21 protein-coding genes are annotated in these 22813 nt (G+C 66.8%); 7 read left to right on the top strand and 14 right to left on the bottom strand.

All coding sequences use genetic code 11. The features are described 5' to 3' along the window. Nucleotides 1–138: 138 nt before the first annotated feature. The 4 genes from NYR58_RS13225 to NYR58_RS13210 all read left to right on the top strand — a co-directional run bounded on the left by NYR58_RS13225 (nt 139) and on the right by NYR58_RS13210 (nt 5848). Nucleotides 139–2196 carry a M3 family metallopeptidase gene (locus NYR58_RS13225; RefSeq protein WP_261521327.1) on the top strand — a complete coding sequence of 686 codons (2058 nt, stop codon included), beginning with the start codon at nt 139–141 and terminating at the stop codon, nt 2194–2196. A 159-nt stretch (nt 2197–2355) separates the two neighbouring features. Continuing rightward, nucleotides 2356–3243, top strand: a complete 888-nt coding sequence (locus NYR58_RS13220) for an MBL fold metallo-hydrolase (protein ID WP_261521326.1) — start codon at nt 2356–2358, stop codon at nt 3241–3243. A gap of 103 nt (nt 3244–3346) precedes the next feature. Further along, nucleotides 3347–5173: a translational GTPase TypA gene (gene typA, locus NYR58_RS13215; RefSeq protein ID WP_261521325.1), complete on the top strand. Its 1827-nt coding sequence runs from the start codon at nt 3347–3349 to the stop codon at nt 5171–5173. 63 nt (nt 5174–5236) lie between these two features. Continuing rightward, on the top strand, nt 5237–5848 hold the full coding sequence (locus NYR58_RS13210; protein ID WP_261521324.1) for a LysE family translocator: 612 nt from the start codon (nt 5237–5239) through the stop codon (nt 5846–5848). A gap of 87 nt (nt 5849–5935) precedes the next feature. Here the strand turns inward: NYR58_RS13210 and NYR58_RS13205 are convergent, their stop codons facing one another. Then, the gene (locus NYR58_RS13205; RefSeq protein ID WP_261521323.1) at nt 5936–6691 is read right to left on the bottom strand and encodes a glucose 1-dehydrogenase; all 756 of its coding nucleotides are present in this window, start codon (nt 6689–6691) and stop codon (nt 5936–5938) included. Between the two features lie 91 nt (nt 6692–6782). Between NYR58_RS13205 and NYR58_RS13200 the strand changes: the two genes are divergently transcribed. Further along, on the top strand, nt 6783–7109 hold the full coding sequence (locus NYR58_RS13200; protein ID WP_261521322.1) for an ArsR/SmtB family transcription factor: 327 nt from the start codon (nt 6783–6785) through the stop codon (nt 7107–7109). 15 nt (nt 7110–7124) lie between these two features. Here NYR58_RS13200 and NYR58_RS13195 read toward each other — a convergent pair whose 3' ends face one another. From NYR58_RS13195 to ccmA, 5 genes are all read right to left on the bottom strand, one after another. Next, the gene (locus NYR58_RS13195) at nt 7125–7706 is read right to left on the bottom strand and encodes a DsbE family thiol:disulfide interchange protein (protein ID WP_261521321.1); all 582 of its coding nucleotides are present in this window, start codon (nt 7704–7706) and stop codon (nt 7125–7127) included. Then, nucleotides 7703–7870 carry a heme exporter protein CcmD gene (gene ccmD, locus NYR58_RS13190; RefSeq protein WP_261521320.1) on the bottom strand — a complete coding sequence of 56 codons (168 nt, stop codon included), beginning with the start codon at nt 7868–7870 and terminating at the stop codon, nt 7703–7705. Before ccmD ends, NYR58_RS13195 begins: the two co-directional genes overlap by 4 nt. Further along, nucleotides 7867–8646: a heme ABC transporter permease gene (locus NYR58_RS13185; RefSeq protein WP_261521319.1), complete on the bottom strand. Its 780-nt coding sequence runs from the start codon at nt 8644–8646 to the stop codon at nt 7867–7869. Before NYR58_RS13185 ends, ccmD begins: the two co-directional genes overlap by 4 nt. An 83-nt stretch (nt 8647–8729) precedes the next feature. Next, nucleotides 8730–9392, bottom strand: coding sequence for a heme exporter protein CcmB (gene ccmB / locus NYR58_RS13180; RefSeq protein ID WP_261521318.1), 663 nt, complete (start codon nt 9390–9392; stop codon nt 8730–8732). Nucleotides 9393–9464: 72 nt separating this feature from the next. Further along, nucleotides 9465–10070, bottom strand: coding sequence for a heme ABC exporter ATP-binding protein CcmA (ccmA, locus tag NYR58_RS13175; RefSeq protein ID WP_261521349.1), 606 nt, complete (start codon nt 10068–10070; stop codon nt 9465–9467). Nucleotides 10071–10349: 279 nt separating this feature from the next. On the opposite strand from ccmA, the gene acnA reads away from it, so the two are divergent. Beyond that, nucleotides 10350–13040, top strand: coding sequence for an aconitate hydratase AcnA (acnA, locus tag NYR58_RS13170; RefSeq protein ID WP_315903337.1), 2691 nt, complete (start codon nt 10350–10352; stop codon nt 13038–13040). Nucleotides 13041–13301: 261 nt separating this feature from the next. Here the strand turns inward: acnA and NYR58_RS13165 are convergent, their stop codons facing one another. From NYR58_RS13165 to NYR58_RS13130, 8 genes are all read right to left on the bottom strand, one after another. Further along, nucleotides 13302–13700 carry a F0F1 ATP synthase subunit epsilon gene (locus tag NYR58_RS13165; RefSeq protein ID WP_261521316.1) on the bottom strand — a complete coding sequence of 133 codons (399 nt, stop codon included), beginning with the start codon at nt 13698–13700 and terminating at the stop codon, nt 13302–13304. A 117-nt stretch (nt 13701–13817) separates the two neighbouring features. Continuing rightward, a complete protein-coding gene (atpD, locus tag NYR58_RS13160) occupies nt 13818–15362 on the bottom strand; it encodes a F0F1 ATP synthase subunit beta (RefSeq protein WP_261521315.1) in 1545 nt (514 codons plus the stop codon). A 23-nt stretch (nt 15363–15385) separates the two neighbouring features. Beyond that, nucleotides 15386–16267: a F0F1 ATP synthase subunit gamma gene (locus tag NYR58_RS13155; protein ID WP_261521314.1), complete on the bottom strand. Its 882-nt coding sequence runs from the start codon at nt 16265–16267 to the stop codon at nt 15386–15388. Between the two features lie 14 nt (nt 16268–16281). After that, nucleotides 16282–17811 (bottom strand): F0F1 ATP synthase subunit alpha, encoded by a 1530-nt coding sequence (gene atpA, locus NYR58_RS13150; protein WP_261521313.1) that lies wholly within the window; start codon nt 17809–17811, stop codon nt 16282–16284. Further along, on the bottom strand, nt 17811–18371 hold the full coding sequence (locus tag NYR58_RS13145) for a F0F1 ATP synthase subunit delta (RefSeq protein ID WP_261521312.1): 561 nt from the start codon (nt 18369–18371) through the stop codon (nt 17811–17813). Before NYR58_RS13145 ends, atpA begins: the two co-directional genes overlap by 1 nt. Before the next feature lie 227 nt (nt 18372–18598). Further along, nucleotides 18599–18994 (bottom strand): AGROH133_08824 family phage infection protein, encoded by a 396-nt coding sequence (locus NYR58_RS13140; RefSeq protein ID WP_261521311.1) that lies wholly within the window; start codon nt 18992–18994, stop codon nt 18599–18601. Nucleotides 18995–19070: 76 nt separating this feature from the next. Beyond that, complete coding sequence (locus tag NYR58_RS13135; RefSeq protein WP_261521310.1) at nt 19071–19766, bottom strand: methyltransferase family protein; 696 nt, start codon at nt 19764–19766, stop codon at nt 19071–19073. After that, entirely contained in the window at nt 19763–21946 is a 2184-nt protein-coding gene (locus tag NYR58_RS13130; protein ID WP_261521309.1) for a primosomal protein N', read from the bottom strand. Before NYR58_RS13130 ends, NYR58_RS13135 begins: the two co-directional genes overlap by 4 nt. 101 nt (nt 21947–22047) lie before the next feature. Between NYR58_RS13130 and fsa the strand changes: the two genes are divergently transcribed. Then, on the top strand, nt 22048–22701 hold the full coding sequence (fsa, locus tag NYR58_RS13125; protein WP_261521308.1) for a fructose-6-phosphate aldolase: 654 nt from the start codon (nt 22048–22050) through the stop codon (nt 22699–22701). Nucleotides 22702–22813 lie beyond the last annotated feature (112 nt).

Below are 22813 nucleotides of genomic sequence, written 5' to 3'. Positions count from 1 at the left end.
ATAGTAAGTATTACTTATTAATCATGATGGAGTGACGCCACGCAGGAGTCAAGAGTTGCGCGGCCCGCCAGGCGGGCCTACATCGCGACGTGGCGCTCCCGCCTGCCCTTGTCCTGGTCAGCAATCCGAGGTTCCCTCATGGCTTCGCCCTCTTCCGCCGTCGATCTTGAGACCCATCCGCTCACCGCCTGGAACGGACCGGCCGGCCTGCCCGCCTTCGAGCACATCGAGGACGATGCCTTCGCCCCGGTTTTCGAGGCGGCCCTTGCCGCGCATGCGGCGGAGATCGACGCCATCGCCGCAGACAGCGCGGCGCCGACCATCGAAAACACGCTTGCCGCGCTGGAGCTGTCGGGACAGGCATTGTCGCGCGTCTCCGCCATCTTCTGGTGCCGGGCCGGCGCCCACACCAACGAGACGATTCGCGCGCTGGAACGCGACATCGCGCCGCGCATGGCCCGCCATTTCTCGCGCATCACCATGAACGAAGCGCTGTTCGGCAAGCTTGACGCGCTTCATGCCGCGCGCGCCGACCTTCGCCTCGACCCGGAGACGGCGCGCGTGCTGGAGAAGACGTGGAAGCGCTTCGTGCGCGGCGGCGCCCGGCTGGATGCGCGGGGCAAGGCACGGCTTGCCGAGATCAACGAGGAACTGGCAACGCTCGGCGCCCGCTTTGGACAGAACGTGCTGGCCGACGAGAGCGGCTGGGCGCTGTTCCTTGAGGAGGCGGACCTTGCCGGCCTGCCCGCCTCGCTGAAGGCCGCCATGGCCGAGGCTGCCCAGTCGCGCGGCAGGCCGGGACACTATGCCGTCACCCTGTCGCGCTCCATCGTCGAGCCCTTTCTGTCCTTCTCGGCCCGTCGCGATCTGCGCGAGAAGGTGCTTGAAGCCTTCCTGCGACGCGGCGAGAACGGCGGCGAGACGGACAATGCCGGCATCGTGCGCGACACGCTGCGCCTGCGCGCCGAGAAAGCGCGGCTTCTGGGGTTTGAGAACTACGCTGCCTACAAGCTCGATGACACCATGGCCAAGACGCCCGAAGCGGTGATGGCGCTGCTCGAAAGCGTCTGGGGCAAGGCATGCGAGAAGGCTGCCGAGGACGAGAAGGCGCTGCAGCGCATTGCCGCCGGCGAGGGCCACAACCACGCAATCGCCCCGTGGGACTGGCGCTATTATGCCGAGAAGCTGCGCGCCGAGCGCTTTGCCTTCGACGAGGGCGCGCTGGAGCCCTATCTGACGCTCGAAAACGTCACCACCGCCGCCTTCGACGTGGCAAATCGCCTCTTTGGCCTCACCTTCGAGGAAAGACCGGGCATTGCCGCCTGGCACGAGGATGTGCGCGTCTACGAGGTGAGAAACGCCGACGGCTCGCTGCGCGGGCTCTTCCTGGCCGATCCCTTCGGCCGCCCCTCCAAGCGCTCCGGCGCCTGGATGAGCGCGTTGCAGACGGGCTGCCGCCTCGGCGGCGGGCGCATGCCCATCGTCTACAACGTCATGAACTTCGCCAGGCCGCCCAGCGGCAGGCCCGCGCTTCTGTCCGTCGACGACGCGCGCACGCTGTTCCACGAGTTCGGCCATGCGCTGCACGGCCTGCTGAGCGACGTTTCCTGGCCTTCGGTTTCCGGCACCGCGGTGGCCCGCGACTTCGTGGAGCTGCCCTCGCAGCTCTTCGAGCACTGGTTCACCGTGCCCGAGGTTCTGGCCCGCCATGCCCGCCACGTCGAAACGGGTGCGCCGATGCCAGCCGACCTGGCGGAGAAAATGCGCGCCGCGCGCACTTTCGATGCCGGTTTCGCCACCGTGGAATACGCCGCCTGCGCGCTGGTGGACATGGCCTTCCACGCGCGCAGCGAGGCGCCGGAGGACCCCCTCGCCTTCGAGCGCGAAACGCTGGAGGCGTTGCGGAAGCCGGCAGCCATCCCCATGCGCCACAGGACGCCGCATTTCCTGCACGTCTTTTCGGGAGACGGCTATTCGGCCGGCTACTACTCCTACATGTGGTCGGAGGTGCTGGACGCCGATGCCTTCCGCGCCTTCGAGGAGGCGGGGGATCCCTTCGACCCGGAGACGGCGGACAGGCTACGCCGCTACATCTACGCCGCCGGCGGTGCAGCGGACCCGGAAGAGCTCTACAAGGCGTTCCGCGGCCGGCTGCCCAGCCCCGAAGCGATGATGCAGAAGAAGGGGCTCGCCTGACCGGCGCCGCACATGGGGCGGGAGGCAGGAAGAAATTTGCACGCCGTCTCCCGCATTAGAAAATTGACCTCTTTCATGCGACAATAAGAGAAATTGCGCCCTTCGCTCCGGCCCGCTAGCCACGGGCCGACAGGGTTGAAACGCATGGGGGAGATGGCAATGCAGGAGCGCGCGGCGCCCGAGGTCACGGCATTCTACGAGGAGAGGACCTTCTCCCTTCAATATGTCGCCGCCGACCCGGCCACGGGCCAATGCGCGATCATCGATCCGGTTCTGGACTTCGACGAGAAATCCGGTGCCACCGCAACCCGCAGCGCCGACGCGATCCTGGACTTTGTCGCCGGGCGCGGGCTCACCGTGGCCTGGATTCTCGATACCCATCCCCATGCCGACCATTTCTCTGCCGCCGGCTACCTGCGCGAGCGCACAGGCGCGCCGACGGCCATCGGCGAGAAGGTGGTGGAGGTGCAGCGGCTGTGGAAGGAGATCTACAACTGGCCCGATTTCCCCGCCGACGGCTCCCAGTGGGACCGGCTGTTTGCCGAGGGCGAGCGGTTCCACATCGGTGAGATCCCGGCCCGTGTGCTGTTCTCCCCCGGCCATACCCTCGCCTCCGTCACCTATTGCATCGGCGATGCGGCATTCGTGCACGATACGCTCTTCATGCCCGATGGCGGCACGGCGCGGGCCGACTTTCCCGGCGGCGATGCCGCCCGTCTGTGGCATTCGATCCAGGAAATCCTCTCCCTGCCCGACGAGACGCGCCTTTTCACCGGCCACGACTACCAGCCGGGCGGCCGCCCGGTGCGCTGGCAAAGCACGGTCGCGGAGCAGAAGGCGCACAACATTCACATCGCCCGCTGCCGAAGCTGCGAGGAGTTCGTGGCGCTGCGCCAGGCGCGCGACCGCACCCTGCCCATGCCGCGCCTCATCCTGCACGCGCTGCAGGTCAACATGAATGGCGGCCGCCTGCCCGAGCCGGAGGCGAATGGCCGGCGCTATCTCAAGTTCCCGATCGACGCCCTCTCCGCCGCCGCCTGGAGCTGAGCGAACGCGCCTCTTTCGCATTTGCGAAAAAACCTGTATGAGCGCGGCCAGCGAAGATGCGGGCGCGCCTGCGGGCAGCGTCCGCCCATCCCGAAGAGAAGAAATGAAGCTCCGCAACATCGCGATCATCGCCCATGTCGATCATGGGAAGACCACCCTTGTCGACGCGCTGCTCAGGCAGTCGGGCTCCGTGCGCGACAACCAGCGCGTCGACGAGCGCGCCATGGATTCCAACGATCTGGAAAAGGAGCGCGGCATCACCATCCTCGCCAAGGCCACCTCGGTGGTGTGGAAGGACGTGCGCATCAACATCGTCGACACGCCGGGCCACGCCGATTTCGGCGGCGAGGTGGAGCGCATCCTCAACATGGTGGACGGCGCGGTGCTGCTCGTGGACGCGGCGGAAGGCCCGATGCCACAGACCAAGTTCGTGGTCGGCAAGGCGCTGAAGGTGGGACTGAAGCCCATCGTCGCCGTCAACAAGATCGACCGCCCGGACGCCCGCCCCGACGAGGTGATCAACGAGGTGTTCGACCTGTTCGCCGCGCTCGACGCCAGCGACGAGCAGCTCGATTTTCCGATCCTTTACGGTTCCGGCCGCGACGGCTGGATGAGCGAGGATCCCGCCGGTCCGAAGGAGGCCGGGCTCGCCCCCCTGTTCGACCTCGTGCTGAAGCACGTGCCGGAGCCGCAGGTGGAAGAAGGCCCTTTCCGCATGATCGGCACGATTCTGGAGGCCAACCCCTTTCTGGGCCGCATCGTCACCGGCCGCATCGCCTCCGGCACGGCAAGGCCGAACCAGGCAGTGAAGGTGCTGGCCCGCGACGGCACGCTCCTGGAGCAGGGGCGCATCTCCAAGATCCTCGCCTTCCGCGGGCTGGAGCGCTCGGCCGTCGAGGAGGCGCAGGCCGGCGACATCGTTGCCATCGCCGGGCTTTCCAGGGGCACGGTGGCCGACACCTTCTGCGACCCTTCGGTGAGCGCGCCCATGGAGGCCCAGCCCATCGACCCGCCGACCGTGACGATGAGCTTTCTGGTCAACGATTCGCCGCTTGCCGGCACCGAGGGCGACAAGGTGACGAGCCGCGTCATCCGCGACCGCCTTCTCAAGGAGGCGGAGGGCAACGTGGCGCTGAAGGTGGAGGAATCGGCCGACAAGGATTCCTTCTTCGTGTCCGGCCGCGGCGAGCTGCAGCTTGCCGTGCTGATCGAGACCATGCGCCGAGAGGGCTTCGAGCTTGCTGTCTCGCGCCCGCGCGTGGTGATGAAGAAGGCCGCGAACGGCCAGCTTCTGGAGCCCGTCGAGGAAGTGGTCATCGACGTGGACGAGGAGCATGCGGGCGTCGTCGTGCAGAAGATGTCGGAGCGCAAGGCGGAGCTCGTGGAGCTGCGCCCCTCCGGCGGCGACCGCCAGCGCCTCGTCTTCTTCTGTCCCACGCGCGGCCTCATCGGCTACCAGTCGGAGCTGCTGACGGATACGCGCGGCACGGCGGTGATGAACCGCCTGTTCCACGAATACCAGCCCTACAAGGGAGAGATCGGCGGGCGCGTCAATGGCGTGCTGATCGCCAACGAGCCCGGCGAGGCCGTGGCCTATGCCCTGTGGAACCTGGAGGACCGCGGACCGATGATCATCGAGCCGGGCGTCAAGGTCTATCAGGGCATGATCGTCGGCATCCACTCCCGCGACAACGACCTGGAAGTCAACGTGCTCAAGGGCAAGAAGCTCTCCAACGTCCGTGCCGCCGGCAAGGACGATGCCGTGAAGCTCACCCCGCCCATCCGCATGACGCTGGAGCGCGCGCTGTCGTGGATCCAGGATGACGAGCTGGTCGAGGTGACGCCGAAGTCGATCCGCCTGCGCAAGCTTCATCTCGATCCGCACGAACGCAAGCGCTTCGAGAAGCGGAAGATGGCCGGCGCGGCCTGAAACAGATGGCTTGACGCCGCTCTCCTGGCGGGCAAACTGTGCTTTTGCCACCTGGAGGGGACCATGGATCCGGCATTCCTGCTGACCGCGCTGGTCGTCGTGCTCATTCCCGGTACCGGCGTCATCTACACGCTCGCCGTTGCGCTGGGGCGCGGCGGGCGTGCCGGCGTGTCGGCCGCTGTGGGCTGCACGCTGGGCATCCTGCCGCAGCTTGCCGCCGCCATCCTGGGGCTTGCCGCGCTGCTGCACACCAGCGCCGTGCTGTTCCAGTTCGTCAAGTATGCTGGCGTGCTCTACCTTCTCTGGATGGCCTGGAATGCGCTGGGTGAGAAGGGCATGCTCGACGCTCGGCCCGAACGGGCGGCCATCCCGCACTGGCAGATCATCCGGCGCGGCTTCCTCATCAACATCCTGAATCCCAAGCTGTCGATCTTCTTCCTGGCCTTCCTGCCGCAATTCGTGCCCGCCGACACCGCCGCGCCGGCCGCCTTCATGGCTTGGCTCGGCTTCGTCTTCATGGCGATGACCTTTGCCATCTTCGTCGCCTATGGGCAGATGGCGGCTCTGGTGCGCCGCCGGGTGTTGAACAGCCCGGCGGTGATGAAATGGCTCCGCCGCTCCTTTGCCGCCACCTTCGCCGCGCTCGGCGTGCGGCTGGCGCTGTCCGAGCGGTGACGGCGGCGGACCTTTCCGCCCTCGTCATCTCCGCCGGCGCTTTGCCGGCGGCGCGGATGCAGCCGGCCGGGGACGGGGCAGGCCGCCTCAGACCTGCGCCATGCCGCCATCGACGCTGAGTTCCGCGCCGGCCACGTAGCTGGCGGCGCCGGATGCCAGATAGGCGATGGCCTCGGCGATTTCCGACGGCTCGCCGAACCGCTCCAGCGGAGCGGTCTGCGCCACCTGTGCCCTGAATTGGTCGAGCTGCTCGTCGTTCAGTTTCAGCCCGTTGCGCAGGATGGGGGTCTCCACCGGACCGGGGCTGACGACGTTGACGCGGATCTTGCGGGCCCGCAAATCGTTCGACCACGAACGGGCAAAGGAGCGCACAGCGGCCTTGGAGGCGTTGTAGAGGCTGAGATTGGGAAAGCCCTTGTGTGCGACGATGGATCCCGTGAGCACCACCGCGCCGCCGTCCCTGAGCAGCGGCAGCATGGTCTGCACGGTGAAGAACACCCCCTTGACGTTGATGTCGAAGGTCCTGTCGAACGCCGCCTCGCTCGTTTCGCCCAGGACGTTGTTCTCGGCGATGCCCGCATTGGCGACGAGGACGTCCAGCCGGCCGTCCGCGCCGGCGATGCGTTCGCGCAGGCTTTCGAGGTCGGCGAGATTGGCCACATCGGACTGTACGGCGACGGCCTGTTCCCCCAGTTGCGCCGCTGCCCCGTCCAGGCTCTGCCGGCTGCGCCCGGTGATGTAGACCTTCGCGCCCTCGCGGACGAAAAGCGCCGCCGCCGCGAGGCCGATGCCCGTCGAGCCGCCGGTGACGAGCACCACCTGATTGTCGAATCGTCCTGGCATTGTCTGATCCTTATTTCGATAAAACGTTATTACGGTATTTCGAAAATACCGTAATATTGAAATGCGTCAAGCTGCGTGATATGGCCCCTTCATGGTCCAGTTCATGCATCCTGCGCCGGAAGACATCACCCTGACTGGCATTCTCAACGCCTTGGGCGATCCGGTCAGGCTGCAGATCGTGCGCAAGCTCCACGCCAGTCCCGAGGGTTCCAATTGCGGGGACGCCTCGCCCTGCGCGGGCCTCGCCCGCTCCACCCTTTCCAACCACTATCGGGTGCTGCGCGAGGCGGGTCTCATCCGCACCACGAAAAGAGGCGTGGAGCACATCAACGTGCTGCGGCTGGATGAGCTGGAAAGGCGCTTTCCCGGCCTTGTGCCGTCGATCCTGAATCTCGCCGATACCGACCCGCGGGGCTGAGGCCGGGCAACGGGCTCACGACGGGTTGCCCGCCATCGCCTGTTCCACCCGCGGCATCAGCTCCTCGCGGATGCTGCGTGGCGTGAACGGTCCCACATGCTTGTAGCGGATGATGCCGTCGGGGCCGACGAGGAAGGTTTCCGGCACGCCGTAGACCCCCCACTCGATGGCTGCGCGGCCGTTTCCATCGACGCCGATGGCGTCGAAGGGATTGCCGAGTTCGCCGAGGAAGCGGCGGGCGTTTTCCGGCCTGTCCTTGTAGTTGAGGCCGACGATGCGCAGGCGGCTGTCTTCCGAAAGCTGCATCAGAAGCGGATGTTCGTCGCGGCACGGCAGGCACCAGGAGCCCCAGACGTTCACCAGCGTCACATTTCCCGCGAAGTCTTCGGGCGAAAGGCCGGGCAGGCCCATGCCCTCGAGCGGCGGCAGCGTCGTCTGCGGCGCCGGCTGACCGATCAGTGCGGAGGGCACGACGGAATTGTCGCGCCCGGAGAAGAGCTGTGCCAGGAAGACCGCCGACAGCGCCAGAAAGGCGGCAAGAGGCAGCAGGAGAAGGAACCGGCGCGCCGCGGGCGCGCGCTGGTGGCCGGCGGTCATTGGCCTCTCCTCCCGTCGGTGGAGCGGCGGCGGATGCCGCGCGCCTCCAGCGCCTGCAGTGCCCTTTTCTGCGCCCGCTGGTCGAGCACGATCCACATCGCCAGCCCGGCGATGGCAATCGCCGAGGCCGCATAGGCCGCCGCCACATAGGCCACGTGGCTCATGACGCACCCCCCTCGGCGAGCCGGCCTTCCGCCGCCCGCGCCGCCAGGCGCCGCATGGCGCTCACCCGCCGGCGCCAGATCTCCGCCCGCATGGCCATGAGATGCAGCGTCAGGAAGAGGAAGGTGAAGCCCAGCGCCGAGATGAGAAGCGGCCACAGAAGGCTGGAATGGATGGTCGGCCCGTCGAGCCGGAAGACGGAGGCCGGCTGATGCAGCGTGTTCCACCAATCGACCGAGAACTTGATGATCGGGATGTTGATGAAGCCGACCAGCGTGAGGATTGCCGCCGCCCGTGCCGCACGCCCCTGGTCGTCCAGCGCCCGCGTCAGCGCGATGATGCCCAGATACATGAGAAAGAGCACGAAGACCGAGGTGAGCCGGGCGTCCCACACCCACCATGTGCCCCACATGGGCTTGCCCCAGATGGAGCCGGTGACGAGCGCCAGGGCGGTGAAGGTGGCGCCGATGGGGGCGGCCGCCTTCAGCGAGACGTCGGCCAGCGGATGGCGCCACACCAGCGTGCCGAGTGCCGAGGCCGCCATCAGCGTGTAGCAGAACATGGAAAGCCAGGCGAAGGGCACATGGATATACATGATGCGCACCGTGATGCCCTGCTGATAGTCCTCCGGTGCAGCGAAGGCCATGGCAAGGCCGGCGGCCAGCACCAGCCCGGCCGCCGCAGCCAGCCACGGCACCAGCCGGTCGGCAAGCGCCAGAAAGCGCGTCGGATTGGCAAGCGCGGCAAGCCGCGCCGTCGGGTTGGCCGTTTCGCTCATGCGCCGTAAATAGACCGCACGGCCGCGCCCCGCAATTCATCCACATTGCCGCAGCATGCGCCAGCGCTCACTTTTTCGTGGTTCTAGTCGGCGTTGCGCAGCGCGAGCGCCGCCGCCACCGGGCCGATCACGGCGAAGAAGAGCGTCAGCGCGCACAGGACGAGGAAGGGCTGGAGGAAGGGGTCCGGGTCGGCCACCGCCGCGCGCGACGCCGCCACGCCGAAGATGAGCACGGGGACGGTCAGCGGCAGGACGAGCACCGAGACCAGCAGCCCGCCGCGCGGCAGGGCCACCACCAGCGCCGCCCCCACCGCGCCGATGAAGGCGATGGCCGGCGTGCCGGCCAGAAGCGTCAGCGTCGCCGCGCCGAGGCTGAGGGGCGGCACGTTCATGAACAGGCCGAGCAACGGAGCCGCGGCCACCAGCGGCAGCACGTTGGCCGTCCAGTGCGCCAGGCATTTCACAAACACCGTCAGCGCCAGCATGTGGCGGCTGTCGGCCATGACGAGAAGGTCGAGCGAGCCGTCCTCCCGGTCGGCCTGGAACAGCCGCTCCAGCCCCAGCAGGCTGGCAAGCAGCGCCCCGATCCACAGGATCGCCGGGCCGATGCGCGCCAGCAGGTTGAGGTCCGGCCCCACCCCGAAGGGGATGACGGCCACGACCGCCAGAAAGAAGAGAACGCCCGTCAGCGCCCCGCTGCCGGCGCGGATGCCGAGCCTGACATCGCGCAGATAAAGGGCGAGCATCAGCGCCGGCTCCCGTGCGAAAACGGGCTTGCGGCGGGGCGGAAGAGGGCGCAGCCGGCGTGAGGGTTCATGTCATTCTCTCTCCATGCGCAGTTCCCGTGCCCCCGCAAGCCCGAGCGGCAGGTGGGTGGCCGCGACGATCATCCCGCCCTCCCGAAGGTGCCCCTCCATCAGCCCCGCAAGCCGCCCTGCCGAGGCCCGGTCGAGCCCGGAGGTCGGCTCGTCCAGAAGCCATAGCGGCCGGTGCGACACGAAAAGCCGCGCCAGGGCTGCCCGCCGCCGCTGCCCGGTGGAAAGATAGCCGAAGGGCAGGTGCCCGATCTCCCCGAGCCCCACCGTCTCCAGCGCCTTGGGAACGGACATGCGTGCATGCCCGGCAAAGCGCTGCCAGAAAAGCAGGTTCTCCTCCACGCTCAGCGCCGTCTTCATGGCGTCGAGATGGCCGAGATAGTGGCTGGCGGAGGCCGTATCCGGCCATGCCGTGCCGCCGCCGGAAAGCGCGACCCTGCCTGCCGCCGGCTGCAGCAGCCCCGCCAGGATGCGCAGAAGCGTCGTCTTGCCCGCCCCGTTCGGCCCCGTCACCACCAGCGCCTGGCCGCGCGACAGCGCGAAGGAGACCCCGGAAAAGACGGTATCGCCGCCGCGCGCGCCGCTCAGGCTTTCGGCGTCCAGCCGCATGGTTTCGTGTGTGTCCGGCAATGGATGTCCTTGAAGCTCGACAGCGGAACGTTTCGCCCAAACTCGGTATGGAACTCTTCTAAGAAATTCTCTATATCCCGGGCAACCACGCCAGCGGTCGGCGTGTCACTCTTTGTGCCGATACCCGCGCGCGCGCCGTCTTGACCGGCCGGGACGCAGGGAGCGGACAGCGGAAATGACCGCACCCGCACCTCAGCGCCTGTCGCCTGGAGCCGTCCGTTCCCGTTTCGGATGAACAGACCAAGGATAGGATCGCCCGTGTCTACTTCCCTCGACAGTTTCAAATGCCGCCGCACCCTGAAGGTGGGCGATAAGGAATACACCTATTTCGACCTCAAGGAGGCGGAAAGGAACGGCCTTTCCGGCGTCTCCCGCCTGCCCTTCTCCATGAAGGTGCTTCTGGAGAACCTCCTGCGGCGTGAGGACGGGCGCTCGGTCACCAGGGAGAGCATCGAGGCGGTGGCGCGCTGGCTGGACGACAAGGGGACGGCCGGCGTGGAGATCGCCTATTCGCCCGCCCGCGTGCTGATGCAGGATTTCACCGGCGTTCCCGCTGTCGTCGATCTGGCCGCCATGCGCGAGGCGATGGCGAATCTGGGCGGCGACCCGGAGAAGATCAACCCGCTGGTGCCCGTGGATCTCGTCATCGACCACTCGGTCATCGTCGACGAGTTCGGCACGCCCAAGGCTTTCCAGCGCAATGTCGAGCTGGAATACAAGCGCAACGGCGAGCGCTACCGCTTCCTGAAGTGGGGCCAGCAGGCGTTCAAGAACTTCCGCGTGGTGCCGCCCGGCACCGGCATCTGCCACCAGGTGAACCTTGAATATCTGGGCCAGGTGGTCTGGACGAAGGAGGAGGACGGCAAGACGATCGCCTATCCCGACACCTGCGTGGGCACCGATTCGCACACCACCATGATCAACGGCCTGGGCGTTCTGGCCTGGGGTGTGGGCGGCATCGAGGCAGAGGCCGCGATGCTCGGCCAGCCCGTCTCCATGCTTCTGCCGGAGGTGATCGGCTTCAGGCTCACCGGCAGGCTGAACGAGGGCGTGACCGCCACCGACCTGGTGCTCACCGTCACGCAGATGCTGCGCAAGAAGGGCGTGGTGGGCAAGTTCGTCGAGTTCTTCGGTCCCGGCCTCGACAACATGACGCTGGCCGACCGGGCGACCATCGGCAACATGTCGCCCGAATACGGCGCCACCTGCGGCTTCTTCCCCGTCGATTCCGAAACGCTCAACTACCTGCGCACCTCCGGGCGCGAGGAGGAGCGCATCGCGCTCGTCGAGGCCTATTCCAAGGCGCAGGGCATGTGGCGCGAGGCCGGTGCGCCGGAGCCCGTCTTCACCGACACGCTGGAGCTCGACCTGGGCGAAGTCGTGCCCTCCATGGCCGGCCCGAAGCGCCCCGAGGGCCGCATCGCGCTGGGCAGCATTGCCTCGGGCTTCGAGGAGGCGCTGGAGAAGGAGTACAAGAAGACCGTCGACACGCAGAAGCGCTATCCCGTCGAGGGCATGGACTTCGACATCGGCCATGGCGATGTGGCGATCGCCGCCATCACCTCGTGCACCAACACCTCCAATCCGAGCGTGCTGATCGCCGCCGGCCTGCTGGCCCGCAACGCCAATCGTCTGGGGCTGAAGCAGAAGCCATGGGTCAAGACCTCGCTTGCCCCCGGCAGCCAGGTGGTGGCCGAGTATCTGGAGAAGTCCGGCCTGCAGAAGGAGCTCGACCAGCTCGGCTTCAATCTCGTGGGCTTCGGCTGCACCACCTGCATCGGCAATTCCGGCCCGCTCCTGGAGCCGATCTCCAGGACGATCAACGACAAGGGCCTGATCGTCGCCTCCGTTCTGTCGGGCAACCGCAACTTCGAGGGCCGCGTATCGCCTGACGTGCAGGCGAACTATCTCGCCTCGCCGCCGCTGGTGGTGGCCTATGCGCTGGCCGGCACCGTGACGAAGGACCTGACAAGCGAGCCCATCGGCGAAGACAGGGAGGGCAACCCCGTCTACCTGAAGGACATCTGGCCCTCCAGCCACGAGGTGCAGGACTTCATCGCCAAGCACGTCACGCGCGAGCTTTTCGAGAAGAAGTATGCCGACGTCTTCAAGGGCGACGAGCTGTGGCGTGCGGTGCAGGCGCCGAGCGGCCAGACCTATGCCTGGGACCCCGAGTCCACCTATGTGCGCAACCCGCCCTATTTCGAGGGCATGGCACCGAAGCCCGGACGGGTCGGCGACATCGAGGGCGCGCGCATCCTGGGCCTGTTCGGCGACAAGATCACCACCGACCACATCTCGCCTGCCGGCTCCATCAAGGCGGCATCGCCTGCCGGCAAGTATCTGATGGACAACGGGGTGGGCGTTGCCGACTTCAACCAGTACGGCACGCGGCGCGGCAACCATGAGGTGATGATGCGCGGCACCTTCGCCAACATCCGCATCCGCAACTTCATGCTGGGCGAGAACGGCCAGGAAGGCGGCTATACGATCCACTATCCCTCCAAGGAGGAGATGTCGATCTACGACGCCGCCATGCGCTACAAGCAGGAAGGCGTGCCGCTGGTGGTCTTTGCCGGCGTCGAATACGGCAATGGCTCCTCGCGCGACTGGGCGGCCAAGGGCACGAACCTGCTCGGCGTGCGTGCCGTCATCGCCCGCTCCTTCGAGCGTATCCACCGCTCAAACCTCGTCGGCATGGGCGTCATCCCCTTCGTCTTCGCCGAAGATACGAGCTGGCAGGAGCTGGGGCTGAAGGGCGACGAGACGGTGACCATCGAGGGGCTCGACGCCATCAGGCCCCGCGCCATCGTGAAGGCCCGGATTGCCTATGCCGACGGCACGGTGAAGGAGGTGCCGCTTCTGTGCCGCATCGACACGGTGGACGAGCTCGAATACTTCAGGAACGGCGGCATCCTGCAATATGTGCTGCGCGACCTGGCCGCCTGAGGCGGCCGGCTTCGCCACCATCTTTCCGCGGGCGGCTCTGCCGCCCGCTTTTGTTTGGGAAGATGCCCGGCGCCCGGGTCGGAAAGCCGGCAAAGCAAAAGGGCCGCAGCTCGAATGCCCGCGGCCCTTCAGAAAAATTGCGTCGCCTTGCCCAGACCGGTTCATCGTTTCATTGAAACGCTGATCCGGTCCATATTTGTTTTTGCCGCATTTGTGCGGCGCCAGATGATTCCATCTGGCTGAAAAATGCTCCAGCCGTGCCTACTGGATGGCGCTTTCCAGCGTGGTGAGCTGGGCGAGATAGTCCTCCGCCCTGGTGCGCGCCTCGTCGTCCTTGGCGTCGGCCACGTCCTCGCGCGCCTCCTGGATGCGGCGTGCCAGGTCGTCGCGGTCGATGTCGTCCACATGCACGGCCGATTCGGCAAGCACGGTGCAGCTTTCCGGCAGAATGTCGGCAAAGCCGCCGAAGACCACATAGCGCTCCTGGCTGCCGCCACGCGAGACGCGGATGACGCCCGGCTTGATCCCGGTCATCACCGGCGCGTGGCTGGCCATCACCGTCATCTCGCCCTCGGTACCGGGAATGACGACTGCCTCCACCTCCTCGGAGACGAGGAGCCTTTCGGGCGATACGAGTTCGAACTTGAAGGATTGGGCCATGTCTATCTTCGTGAATAGTGAATGGTGAACAGTGAACGGGTCAGACCATGACCTTCGCTAGCCACGATTCTCTATTTGCCACTCCCTGCTCGCCATTCACAATTGACCATTCGCCGCTCAGGCCGCTTCCGCAGCCAGCCTCTCGGCCTTCTCGATGGCGTCCTCGATGGTGCCCACCATGTAGAACGCCGCCTCCGGCAGGTGATCGTACTCGCCGGCGACGAGGCCCTTGAAGCCGCGGATCGTGTCCTGGAGGTCGACCAGCTTGCCGGGCATGCCGGTGAACACCTCGGCCACGAAGAAGGGCTGCGACAGGAAGCGCTCGATCTTGCGGGCGCGCGCCACCGTCAGCTTGTCCTCTTCCGAAAGCTCGTCCATGCCCAGAATGGCGATGATGTCCTGCAGGGCCTTGTAGCGCTGCAGCGTCTGCTGCACATCGCGCGCCACCTGATAGTGCTCCTCGCCGACGATCATCGGGTCGAGCATGCGCGAGGTGGAGTCGAGCGGGTCCACCGCCGGATAGATGCCCTTCTCGGAGATGGCGCGGTTGAGCACCGTCGTCGCATCCAGATGGGCGAAGGAGGTGGCAGGCGCCGGGTCGGTCAGGTCGTCGGCCGGCACGTAGATGGCCTGCACCGAGGTGATCGAGCCCTTGGTCGTCGTCGTGATGCGCTCCTGCAGCGCGCCCATGTCGGTGGCGAGCGTCGGCTGGTAGCCCACGGCGGAGGGAATGCGGCCGAGAAGCGCCGACACCTCCGAGCCCGCCTGGGTGAAGCGGAAGATGTTGTCCACGAAGAAGAGCACGTCCTGGCCCTGGTCGCGGAAATACTCGGCCACGGTCAGGCCGGTAAGGCCCACGCGGGCGCGCGCGCCGGGCGGCTCGTTCATCTGGCCGTAGACCAGCGCGGCCTTGGAGCCTTCGCCGCCGCCCTTCTTGTTGACGCCCGATTCGATGAACTCGTGGTAGAGGTCGTTGCCCTCGCGCGTGCGCTCGCCCACGCCGGCGAACACGGAATAGCCGCCATGCGCCTTGGCAACGTTGTTGATGAGCTCCTGGATGAGCACCGTCTTGCCCACGCCGGCGCCGCCGAACAGGCCGATCTTGCCGCCCTTGGCATAGGGGGCCAGCAGGTCGAGCACCTTGATGCCGGTGACCAGGATCTCCGCCTCGGTGGACTGTTCCACATAGGCCGGTGCGGGCTGGTGGATGGCACGCTTCTGGGTGGCCTCGATGGGGCCGGCCTCGTCGATCGGCTCGCCGATCACATTGATGATGCGGCCGAGCATCTCGGGGCCGACTGGCACGGAGATCGGCTCGCCGGTGTCCACCACCTCCTGGCCGCGCACCAGGCCCTCGGTGCCGTCCATGGCGATGCAGCGCACGGTGTTCTCGCCCAGATGCTGCGCCACTTCCAGCACCAGCCGGTTGCCGTGATTGTCGGTCTCCAGCGCGTTCAGGATCGCCGGCAGGTGATCCTCGAACTGCACGTCGACCACGGCGCCGATGACCTGGCGGATGGTGCCGGTGGGCCCGGAGGCCTTGGCGCGGGCGGCCGGGGTCTTCGCCGCGGCGGCCTTGGCCGGCGCCTTTCTGGTCGTCCGGGGCGTCTTTGCCTTGGCTTCGCCCGCCGAGGCCCTCTTCGGGGTCGCTGCTTTCGCCATTTCTGTCTACCTCTTTCGATCCGCTAGAGCGCTTCCGCGCCCGAGATGATTTCGATCAGTTCCTTGGTGATCTGCGCCTGGCGCTGGCGGTTGTAGGTGATCGACAGCTTGTCGATCATCTCGCCGGCATTGCGCGTGGCATTGTCCATCGCCGTCATCTTGGCGCCCATCTCGCCGGCGGCATTCTCAAGCAGCGCCCGGAAGATCTGCACTGCGATGTTGCGCGGGATGAGATCGGCGAGGATGGCCGCCGCCTCCGGCTCGTATTCATAGGCCGCATCGCCGCCCGCCCTTTCGCCTTCCTCCTGCTCCGGGAAGGCGGCGGGGATGATCTGCTGGGCCGTCGGCACCTGGCTGATGACCGACTTGAACTCGGAATAGAACAACGTGCAGACGTCGAACTGCCCATCCTCGAACAGGCCGATCACCTTCCTGGCGATGGCGTCGGCATTGGCAAAGCCGATGCGCTTGACATCGCGCAGCTCCACCCGGTCGATGATATGGTCGCTGTATTCACGGCGCAGGATGTCGAAGCCCTTCTTGCCGACGGTCAGGATCTTCACCTGCTTGCCTTCGGCAAGAAGCGCCCGCGCATGCTCGCGCGCCCGCTTTGCGATCTGGCTGTTGAAGCCGCCGCAAAGCCCGCGCTCGGCCGTACAGACCACCAGAAGATGCGTGTCGTCCTTTCCGGTGCCGGTCATCAGCGCCGGCGCGTCGGTGCCCGAAACGCGGCCTGCCACATTGGCGAGCACCGCTCCCATGCGGGTGGCATAGGGGCGCGCGGCCTCGGCCGCCTCCTGCGCACGGCGCAGCTTCGCCGCGGCGACCATCTGCATCGCCTTGGTGATCTTTTGCGTCGCCTTGACGGAGGCGATCCGGTTGCGAAGGTCCTTGAGGGAAGGCATCGGCGCCCCGCAGGTTAGGCGAAGTTCTTGGCGAAGGCGTCGATCTCGGCCTTGAGCTTGTCACGCAACGTATCGGACAGCGCCTTCTCCTTGCGGATCGCTTCGAGGATCTCCTTGCCCTCGGAGCGCATGTGGGCAAGCAGGCCCTGCTCGAAGCGCGTCACGTCCCTGAGCTCCAGCTTGTCGAGATACCCCTGGACACCGGCGAAGATCACCGCCACCTGCTCTTCCGTCTTGAGCGGCGAGAACTGCGGCTGCTTGAGCAGCTCGGTGAGGCGCGCGCCGCGGTTCAAGAGGCGCTGGGTGGCCGCGTCGAGGTCGGAGCCGAACTGCGCGAAGGCCGCCATCTCGCGATACTGCGCAAGCTCGCCCTTGATCGAGCCGGCAACCTGCTTCATCGCCTTGATCTGCGCCGCGGAGCCGACGCGCGACACCGACAGGCCCACATTCACCGCCGGGCGGATGCCCTGGAAGAACAGGTTGGTCTCCAGGAAGATCTGGCCGTCGGTGATCGAGATCACGTTGGTCGGGATGTAGGCCGACACGTCGTTGGCCTGCGTCTCGATGACGGGCAGCGCGGTGAGCGAGCCGGAACCGTTGTCCTCGTTCATCTTCGCCGCGCGCTCGAGCAGGCGCGAATGCAGGTAGAAGACGTCGCCGGGATAGGCCTCGCGGCCCGGCGGACGGCGCAGCAAGAGCGACATCTGGCGGTAGGCGACGGCCTGCTTGGACAGGTCGTCATAGCCGATCACCGCGTGCTTGCCGTTGTCGCGGAAATACTCGCCCATGGCGCAGCCGGCGAACGGAGCCAGGAACTGCATCGGCGCCGGATCCGAGGCCGTGGCGGCGACCACGATGGAATATTCAAGCGCGCCGCGCTCTTCGAGCACCTTCACGAACTGCGCGACGGTGGAGCGCTTCTGGCCGACGGCGACATAGACGCAGTAGAGCTTCTGGCTCTCGTCGTCGCCCTCGTTCAGCGGCTTCTGGTTGAGGAAGGTGTCGAGGATGATGGCGGTCTTGCCGGTCTGGCGGTCGCCGATGATGAGCTCGCGCTGGCCGCGCCCGATGGGAATCAGCGCGTCGATGGCCTTCAGGCCCGTCGACATCGGCTCGTGCACCGACTTGCGGGGGATGATGCCCGGCGCCTTCACGTCCACGCGGCGGCGCTCCTTGGCCTTGATGGGCCCCTTGCCGTCGATCGGATTGCCCAGCGCATCGACCACGCGGCCCAGAAGCTCTGGGCCCACCGGCACGTCGACGATGGCGCCCGTGCGCTTGACCGTGTCGCCTTCCTTGATGTCGCGGTCGGAGCCGAAGATCACGACGCCGACATTGTCGACCTCGAGGTTCAGCGCCATGCCGCGGATGCCGCCGGGAAACTCCACCATCTCGCCGGCCTGGACGTTGTCGAGGCCGTAGACGCGGGCGATGCCGTCACCGACGGAAAGCACCTGGCCGACCTCGGAGACTTCGGCCTCCTTGCCGAAATTCTTGATCTGGTCCTTGAGAATTGCGGAAATTTCCGCCGCGCGGATATCCATCAGCCGACCTCTTTCAGTGCAAGCTTGAGCGAATTGAGTTTAGTCTTGAGCGACGTGTCGATCTGGCGCGAGCCGAGCTTGACGACCAGCCCGCCGAGCAGGGAGGGATCGACGGTCAGCTTGACCGCCACATCCTTGCCCGCGACCTCCTTGAGCACGGCCTTCAGCTCGCGCTCCTGCGCGGCGGTCAGCGCGTGGGCCGAGGCCACCTCGGCGGCCACCTCGCCGCGCGCCTCGGCGGCGATCCGGCGGAAGGCGCGGATCATCTGCGGCACGGCGAAAAGCCGCCGGTTCTTTGCCACGACACGCAGGAAATTGCCGGTAAGCCCGCCGATCTTCGCCTTGTCGAGAACGGCGGCGAGAGCCCGAAGCTGCTCGTCGGCTGAAAAGACGGGGCTTCTGATGAGCCGCTGCAGGTCATCGCTGCCTTCGAGGAGCGCCTCGAAGCGGCCGAGATCCTGCTCGACCTGCGGAACCGAATCCGATTCCTGTGCCAGCTCAAACAGCGAAAGCGCATAACGCTCCGCCACCCCGGAGATCATCGAGCCAGATTCTGCCACCAGAGGGCCTCTTCCCGCAGCTTGAGGGTCACGAGATTCGACGCTGGAGTGCGAGACTCGGGCTAAATCCCTGACCTTGTTGACAGTTTCTCAACCCGGGGAAACGGGCATCGCCATCCCCCGAGCGAAAGCCGCTTGCCGTCTAGCACAGGCTTCTCAGACTCGCAACACGCGGAAAGCCGCCAATGCGCGGCGTGTTTGTCGCATGTCGCGGGCCCCGGGCAGGCTCAACGCACGAAGCCCAGCGCAAAGGCCAGCGGCAGGCCGGCCGCAAGGAGCGTGACGAGAAGGGCGATCCAGTTGAAAAGCGTGTTGGCACGGTCCGACATCATGGAGACGATGCGCCCGAAGGCCGAAAGGCCCCAGGCCACGCCCAGCGCCATGTAGATGAGCGGTTGGGCGAAGACGAGGGCGGAAAGGCCGATGCCGAGATAGAAGCCGCCGAGCAGCGCGCGCGGCTCCGACAGGGCCCGGGGATGGAGCTCCGGCACCTCGAGCCGCAGCAATCGCAGCGTGAGCCGCGGCGCGAACATCGCCACCAGCCCGCACAACACGGTGAACGCAGCCGCCCCGAAGGCCAGCCATTCGCCCTGGCTGTACGGCCAGGGAAAGGTGAAATTCATAGGTTCTCTCCGTGCGAATCGCAGCCGTGAGATTAGCGGATCGGAGTTGCGCTGTCCGGTGGTTGAAAGCGGTACGTCAGAGCAGATTGAACAGCATCGGCAGATACGCGACCTCATGCAGATATTCGATCACCTCGATGGCCGGAAACGCAATGAGGAAAAGCAATCCGTCGAGAAAAGTACGCCTGAGCGCGACGGGCGAGAATGCAACTTCGCCGGCTTCCCGGTAGAGCGAGGGCTTCGGCCAGAATATTGGCGTCGTGCGGGCATAATCGCGGTATTGGGTGCCGAACAATGCCTCCAGGTGTTCCGCCTCCTTTTCCGCAGTCATGACGAGCACGAGATAGACGGCAAGCCCCAGAAGGAACGCCAGTGTGAGCGACCCGACGAAAAGCCCTATGCCCACCGCACCGAGCACGGAGAAGAAGTAGAGCGGGTTGCGGGTCATGGAATACGGGCCCGTGGTCACCAACTCCCGATTCTTCTTCGAGCCGATATAGAGGATGCTCCACATCCTGCCGGCGATGCAGATGAGCACCAGCGCAAGGCTGATAACCTCGATCACCTCATGCCCGTCACCGGCGAGCGCGGGACGCATCGTAAGCAGAGGGACGGCAATCAGCAACCCGCCCACCTGAAGAATACGAATACGCGATCTCTGATTGACGGGCTGGTAACGCATGCGAACATCCCGATGAACAAAAATAGACGATGCCATCCCCTCCACCAGCTTTGCAGCTTTTTTGCGACGCGTCCGCAGCCGCCGTGTCACAGAAAGCTCTGCGGATCGACATCCACCTGCACCCGCACCGAGCCGCGCGGGCGCGGCGCCCTGGAGAGGAGGCCGCGCAGATAGCCTTGGATGTCGGTGCGCCGCCCGCCATGCACCAGGAGGCGGAAGCGGTGGCGGCCGGCGACGAGCGCCAGCGGCGCCTCGGCCGGTCCGAGAACGGCGATCCCGTCTGCCGCAGGGGCTGCCCGGCGCAGGGCGCGGGCGTGGCTTTCCGCCTCGGCGCGGGTGGCGGCGCTGACGATGAGGGCGGCCAGCCGTCCGAAGGGCGGCAGGCCGGCGCGCTCGCGCTCGGCGATCTCGCGCTGGTAGAAGGTCTCCGCATCGCCCGACACCAGCGCCTGCATCACCGGGTGCTCGGGCTGCCAGGTCTGCAGCAGGCCGGTGCTCTTTCGGCCGGTGCGCCCGGCCCGGCCCGTCACCTGGGAAAGAAGCTGGAAGGTGCGCTCGGCGGCGCGCGGGTCGCCATTGGCCAGTCCCAGATCGGCGTCCACCACCCCCACCAGCGTCATGGCGGGGAAATTGTGCCCCTTGGCGACGAGCTGCGTGCCCACCACGATGTCCGCCTCGCCACGGGCGATGGCCTCCAGCTCCAGCCGCAGCCGCTTCACCCCGCCCATCAGATCGGAGGACAGCACGATGGTGCGCGCCTGCGGAAAGTGCCGGTCCACCTCCTCGGCGATGCGTTCCACGCCGGGGCCGCAGGCGGCGAGGTGGTCCAGCGTCCCGCATTCGGGACAGGCTTCCGGCTGCGCTTCGTGGTGGCCGCAATGGTGGCACACGAGCTGTCGGCGAAAGCGGTGTTCCACCAGCCAGCTCGAACAGTTGGGGCACTGGAAGCGATGGCCGCACACACGGCACAGCGTCAGCGGCGCATAGCCGCGGCGGTTGAGGAACAGCAGCGCCTGCTCCCCCCGCTCCAGCGTCCGCCCCGCCGCCTCGATGAGCATCGGCGAAAGGAAGTCCCCGCGCGCAGGCGGCGCGCGGCGCATGTCGATGGTGCGCAGCTCGGGCAACGCCGCAGCGGCGAAGCGGCCGGGCAGCACGATGCGCGCATAGCGCCCCTGCTCGGCGTTGACCCGGCTTTCCAGCGACGGCGTGGCTGAAGCCAGCACCACCGGAAAGCCGCCCAGATGCCCGCGCACGACGCTCATGTCGCGGGCGTTGTAGAAGACGCGATCCTCCTGCTTGTAGGCGGGATCGTGTTCCTCGTCGACGACGATCAGCCCGAGCTCGCGGAAGGGCAGAAACAGCGCGGAGCGCGCGCCGGCCACCACGCGCACCTGCCCTTCGGCCACCTGCCGCCACACCCGTTCGCGCTTTCTGGGCGCCAGATCGGAGTGCCACTCGGCCGGCTTGGCGCCGAAACGGTCGTGAAAGCGCTCCAGAAACGCCTGCGTCAGCGCGATTTCGGGAAGCAGGATCAGCACCTGCCGGCCACGCTCCACGGCGGCCGCCACCGCCTCGAAATAGACCTCGGTCTTGCCCGAACCCGTCACCCCGTCGAGCAGGGTGACGCTGAAGCCGTCCCGCCCGGCCGTCCCCGCGAGGCGGCGCGCTGCCTCGGTCTGGTCGGGCGTCAGCGCCGGGCGGGCGAAAGCCGGATCGGGCGGCGCCACCACCGGCTGGGGCGGGATCGCCACCGGCTCGAACACGCCCTGGCGGGCAAGCCCGTCCACCACGGACAGGGACACGCCGGCCGCGTGCGCCAGGCCGCTGCGCGTCCAGGCCCGGCCGTCGCCGGCCTGGGCGAGCACGCGCTGGCGCGCCGCCGTCATCCGGTCGGGCGCCCGCCCGCTGGCCCGCAGCCCCTCCACCGCCGGTTCGGGATCGAAGGCGCCGGGCGCGCGCAGCGCCATGCGCGCCACCATGCCGGGCGGCGACAGGGTATAGCAGGCCACCCATTCGATGAAGCGGCGCATGTCGGACGGCAGGGGCGGGCAGTCGAAGACATGCGCGACATCGCGCAGCTTGGCGGGCGCCACCGGCTCGCCTTCGCCGTCCCACGCAATGCCCGCCACCTCGCGCGGGCCGAGCGGCACGCGCAGGATCGCCCCCGGCTCGACCGTCATGCCCTGCGGCACGGCATAGGAGTATGGCCGCTCCGCCGGAACGGGAACCAGAACGGGAATCACGCGCTTCTGGAACGAATCTCGCCTCATCGGGCGTGACCTTGCCGGTTTCTTGGATTAGAGCAAGGCCGGGCTTACATGAGATGCGCGGCGCACCGCCCGCCCCGGCCAGGCAAGCAGAGGAGACAGACATGAAATTCTTCGTCGACACAGCCGACGTCAACGAGATCCGCGAGCTCAGCGAAACCGGGCTTCTGGACGGCGTGACCACCAACCCCTCCCTCATCATGAAGTCCGGGCGACCCATCCTGGAGGTGACCAGGGAGATCTGCGAGATCGTCGACGGGCCGGTTTCGGCCGAGGTGACGGCGGTAGAGTTCAAGGAGATGATGCGCGAGGCCGACATCCTCTCCGAGATCGCCGACAACATCTGCATCAAGGTGCCCCTCACCATGGACGGGCTGAAGGCGTGCAAGGCGCTCACCGGCAGCGGCCGCAAGGTCAATGTCACGCTGTGCTTCTCGGCCAACCAGGCGCTGCTTGCCGCCAAGGCCGGCGCCACCTTCATCTCGCCCTTCATCGGCCGCCTGGACGACACGGGCATCGACGGCATGGAGCTGATCGCCGAGATCCGCACCATCTACGACAATTACGATTTCGAGACCGAGATCCTCGCCGCCTCCATCCGCAGCGTCAATCACGTCAAACAGGCGGCCCTCATCGGGGCGGATGTGGCCACCGTGCCGCCGGCGGTCCTGAAGGCGCTGGTCAAGCACCCGCTCACCGACAAGGGGCTTGAGGCCTTCCTGGCGGACTGGGCGAAGACGGGCCAGAAGATCGGCTGAAGACCGGGCGGCGCGCCAGCGGGCGCGCCCGCTCGCAGCCCGGCCAGGCTTTCGCTAGACCGGTTCATCGTTTCAATGAAACGCTGAACCGGCCCATCTGTTTGTTTTTGCT

This window comes from Chelativorans intermedius (assembly GCF_025398255.1).
GTDB lineage: Bacteria > Pseudomonadota > Alphaproteobacteria > Rhizobiales > Rhizobiaceae > Chelativorans > Chelativorans intermedius.
This window is presented reverse-complemented; position numbering and strand designations above follow the sequence as displayed.

Bases quoted from the DNA above. Each gene is read 5' to 3' on its own strand.
- NYR58_RS13225 (WP_261521327.1), top strand. From the start codon at position 139: ATGGCTTCGCCCTCTTCCGCCGTCGATCTTGAGACCCATCCGCTCACC.
- NYR58_RS13220 (WP_261521326.1), top strand. From the start codon at position 2,356: ATGCAGGAGCGCGCGGCGCCCGAGGTCACGGCATTCTACGAGGAGAGG.
- typA (WP_261521325.1), top strand. From the start codon at position 3,347: ATGAAGCTCCGCAACATCGCGATCATCGCCCATGTCGATCATGGGAAG.
- NYR58_RS13210 (WP_261521324.1), top strand. From the start codon at position 5,237: ATGGATCCGGCATTCCTGCTGACCGCGCTGGTCGTCGTGCTCATTCCC.
- NYR58_RS13205 (WP_261521323.1), bottom strand. From the start codon at position 6,691: ATGCCAGGACGATTCGACAATCAGGTGGTGCTCGTCACCGGCGGCTCG.
- NYR58_RS13200 (WP_261521322.1), top strand. From the start codon at position 6,783: ATGGTCCAGTTCATGCATCCTGCGCCGGAAGACATCACCCTGACTGGC.
- NYR58_RS13195 (WP_261521321.1), bottom strand. From the start codon at position 7,706: ATGACCGCCGGCCACCAGCGCGCGCCCGCGGCGCGCCGGTTCCTTCTC.
- ccmD (WP_261521320.1), bottom strand. From the start codon at position 7,870: ATGAGCCACGTGGCCTATGTGGCGGCGGCCTATGCGGCCTCGGCGATT.
- NYR58_RS13185 (WP_261521319.1), bottom strand. From the start codon at position 8,646: ATGAGCGAAACGGCCAACCCGACGGCGCGGCTTGCCGCGCTTGCCAAT.
- ccmB (WP_261521318.1), bottom strand. From the start codon at position 9,392: ATGCTCGCCCTTTATCTGCGCGATGTCAGGCTCGGCATCCGCGCCGGC.
- ccmA (WP_261521349.1), bottom strand. From the start codon at position 10,070: ATGCGGCTGGACGCCGAAAGCCTGAGCGGCGCGCGCGGCGGCGATACC.
- NYR58_RS13165 (WP_261521316.1), bottom strand. From the start codon at position 13,700: ATGGCCCAATCCTTCAAGTTCGAACTCGTATCGCCCGAAAGGCTCCTC.
- atpD (WP_261521315.1), bottom strand. From the start codon at position 15,362: ATGGCGAAAGCAGCGACCCCGAAGAGGGCCTCGGCGGGCGAAGCCAAG.
- NYR58_RS13155 (WP_261521314.1), bottom strand. From the start codon at position 16,267: ATGCCTTCCCTCAAGGACCTTCGCAACCGGATCGCCTCCGTCAAGGCG.
- atpA (WP_261521313.1), bottom strand. From the start codon at position 17,811: ATGGATATCCGCGCGGCGGAAATTTCCGCAATTCTCAAGGACCAGATC.
- NYR58_RS13140 (WP_261521311.1), bottom strand. From the start codon at position 18,994: ATGAATTTCACCTTTCCCTGGCCGTACAGCCAGGGCGAATGGCTGGCC.
- NYR58_RS13130 (WP_261521309.1), bottom strand. From the start codon at position 21,946: ATGAGGCGAGATTCGTTCCAGAAGCGCGTGATTCCCGTTCTGGTTCCC.
- fsa (WP_261521308.1), top strand. From the start codon at position 22,048: ATGAAATTCTTCGTCGACACAGCCGACGTCAACGAGATCCGCGAGCTC.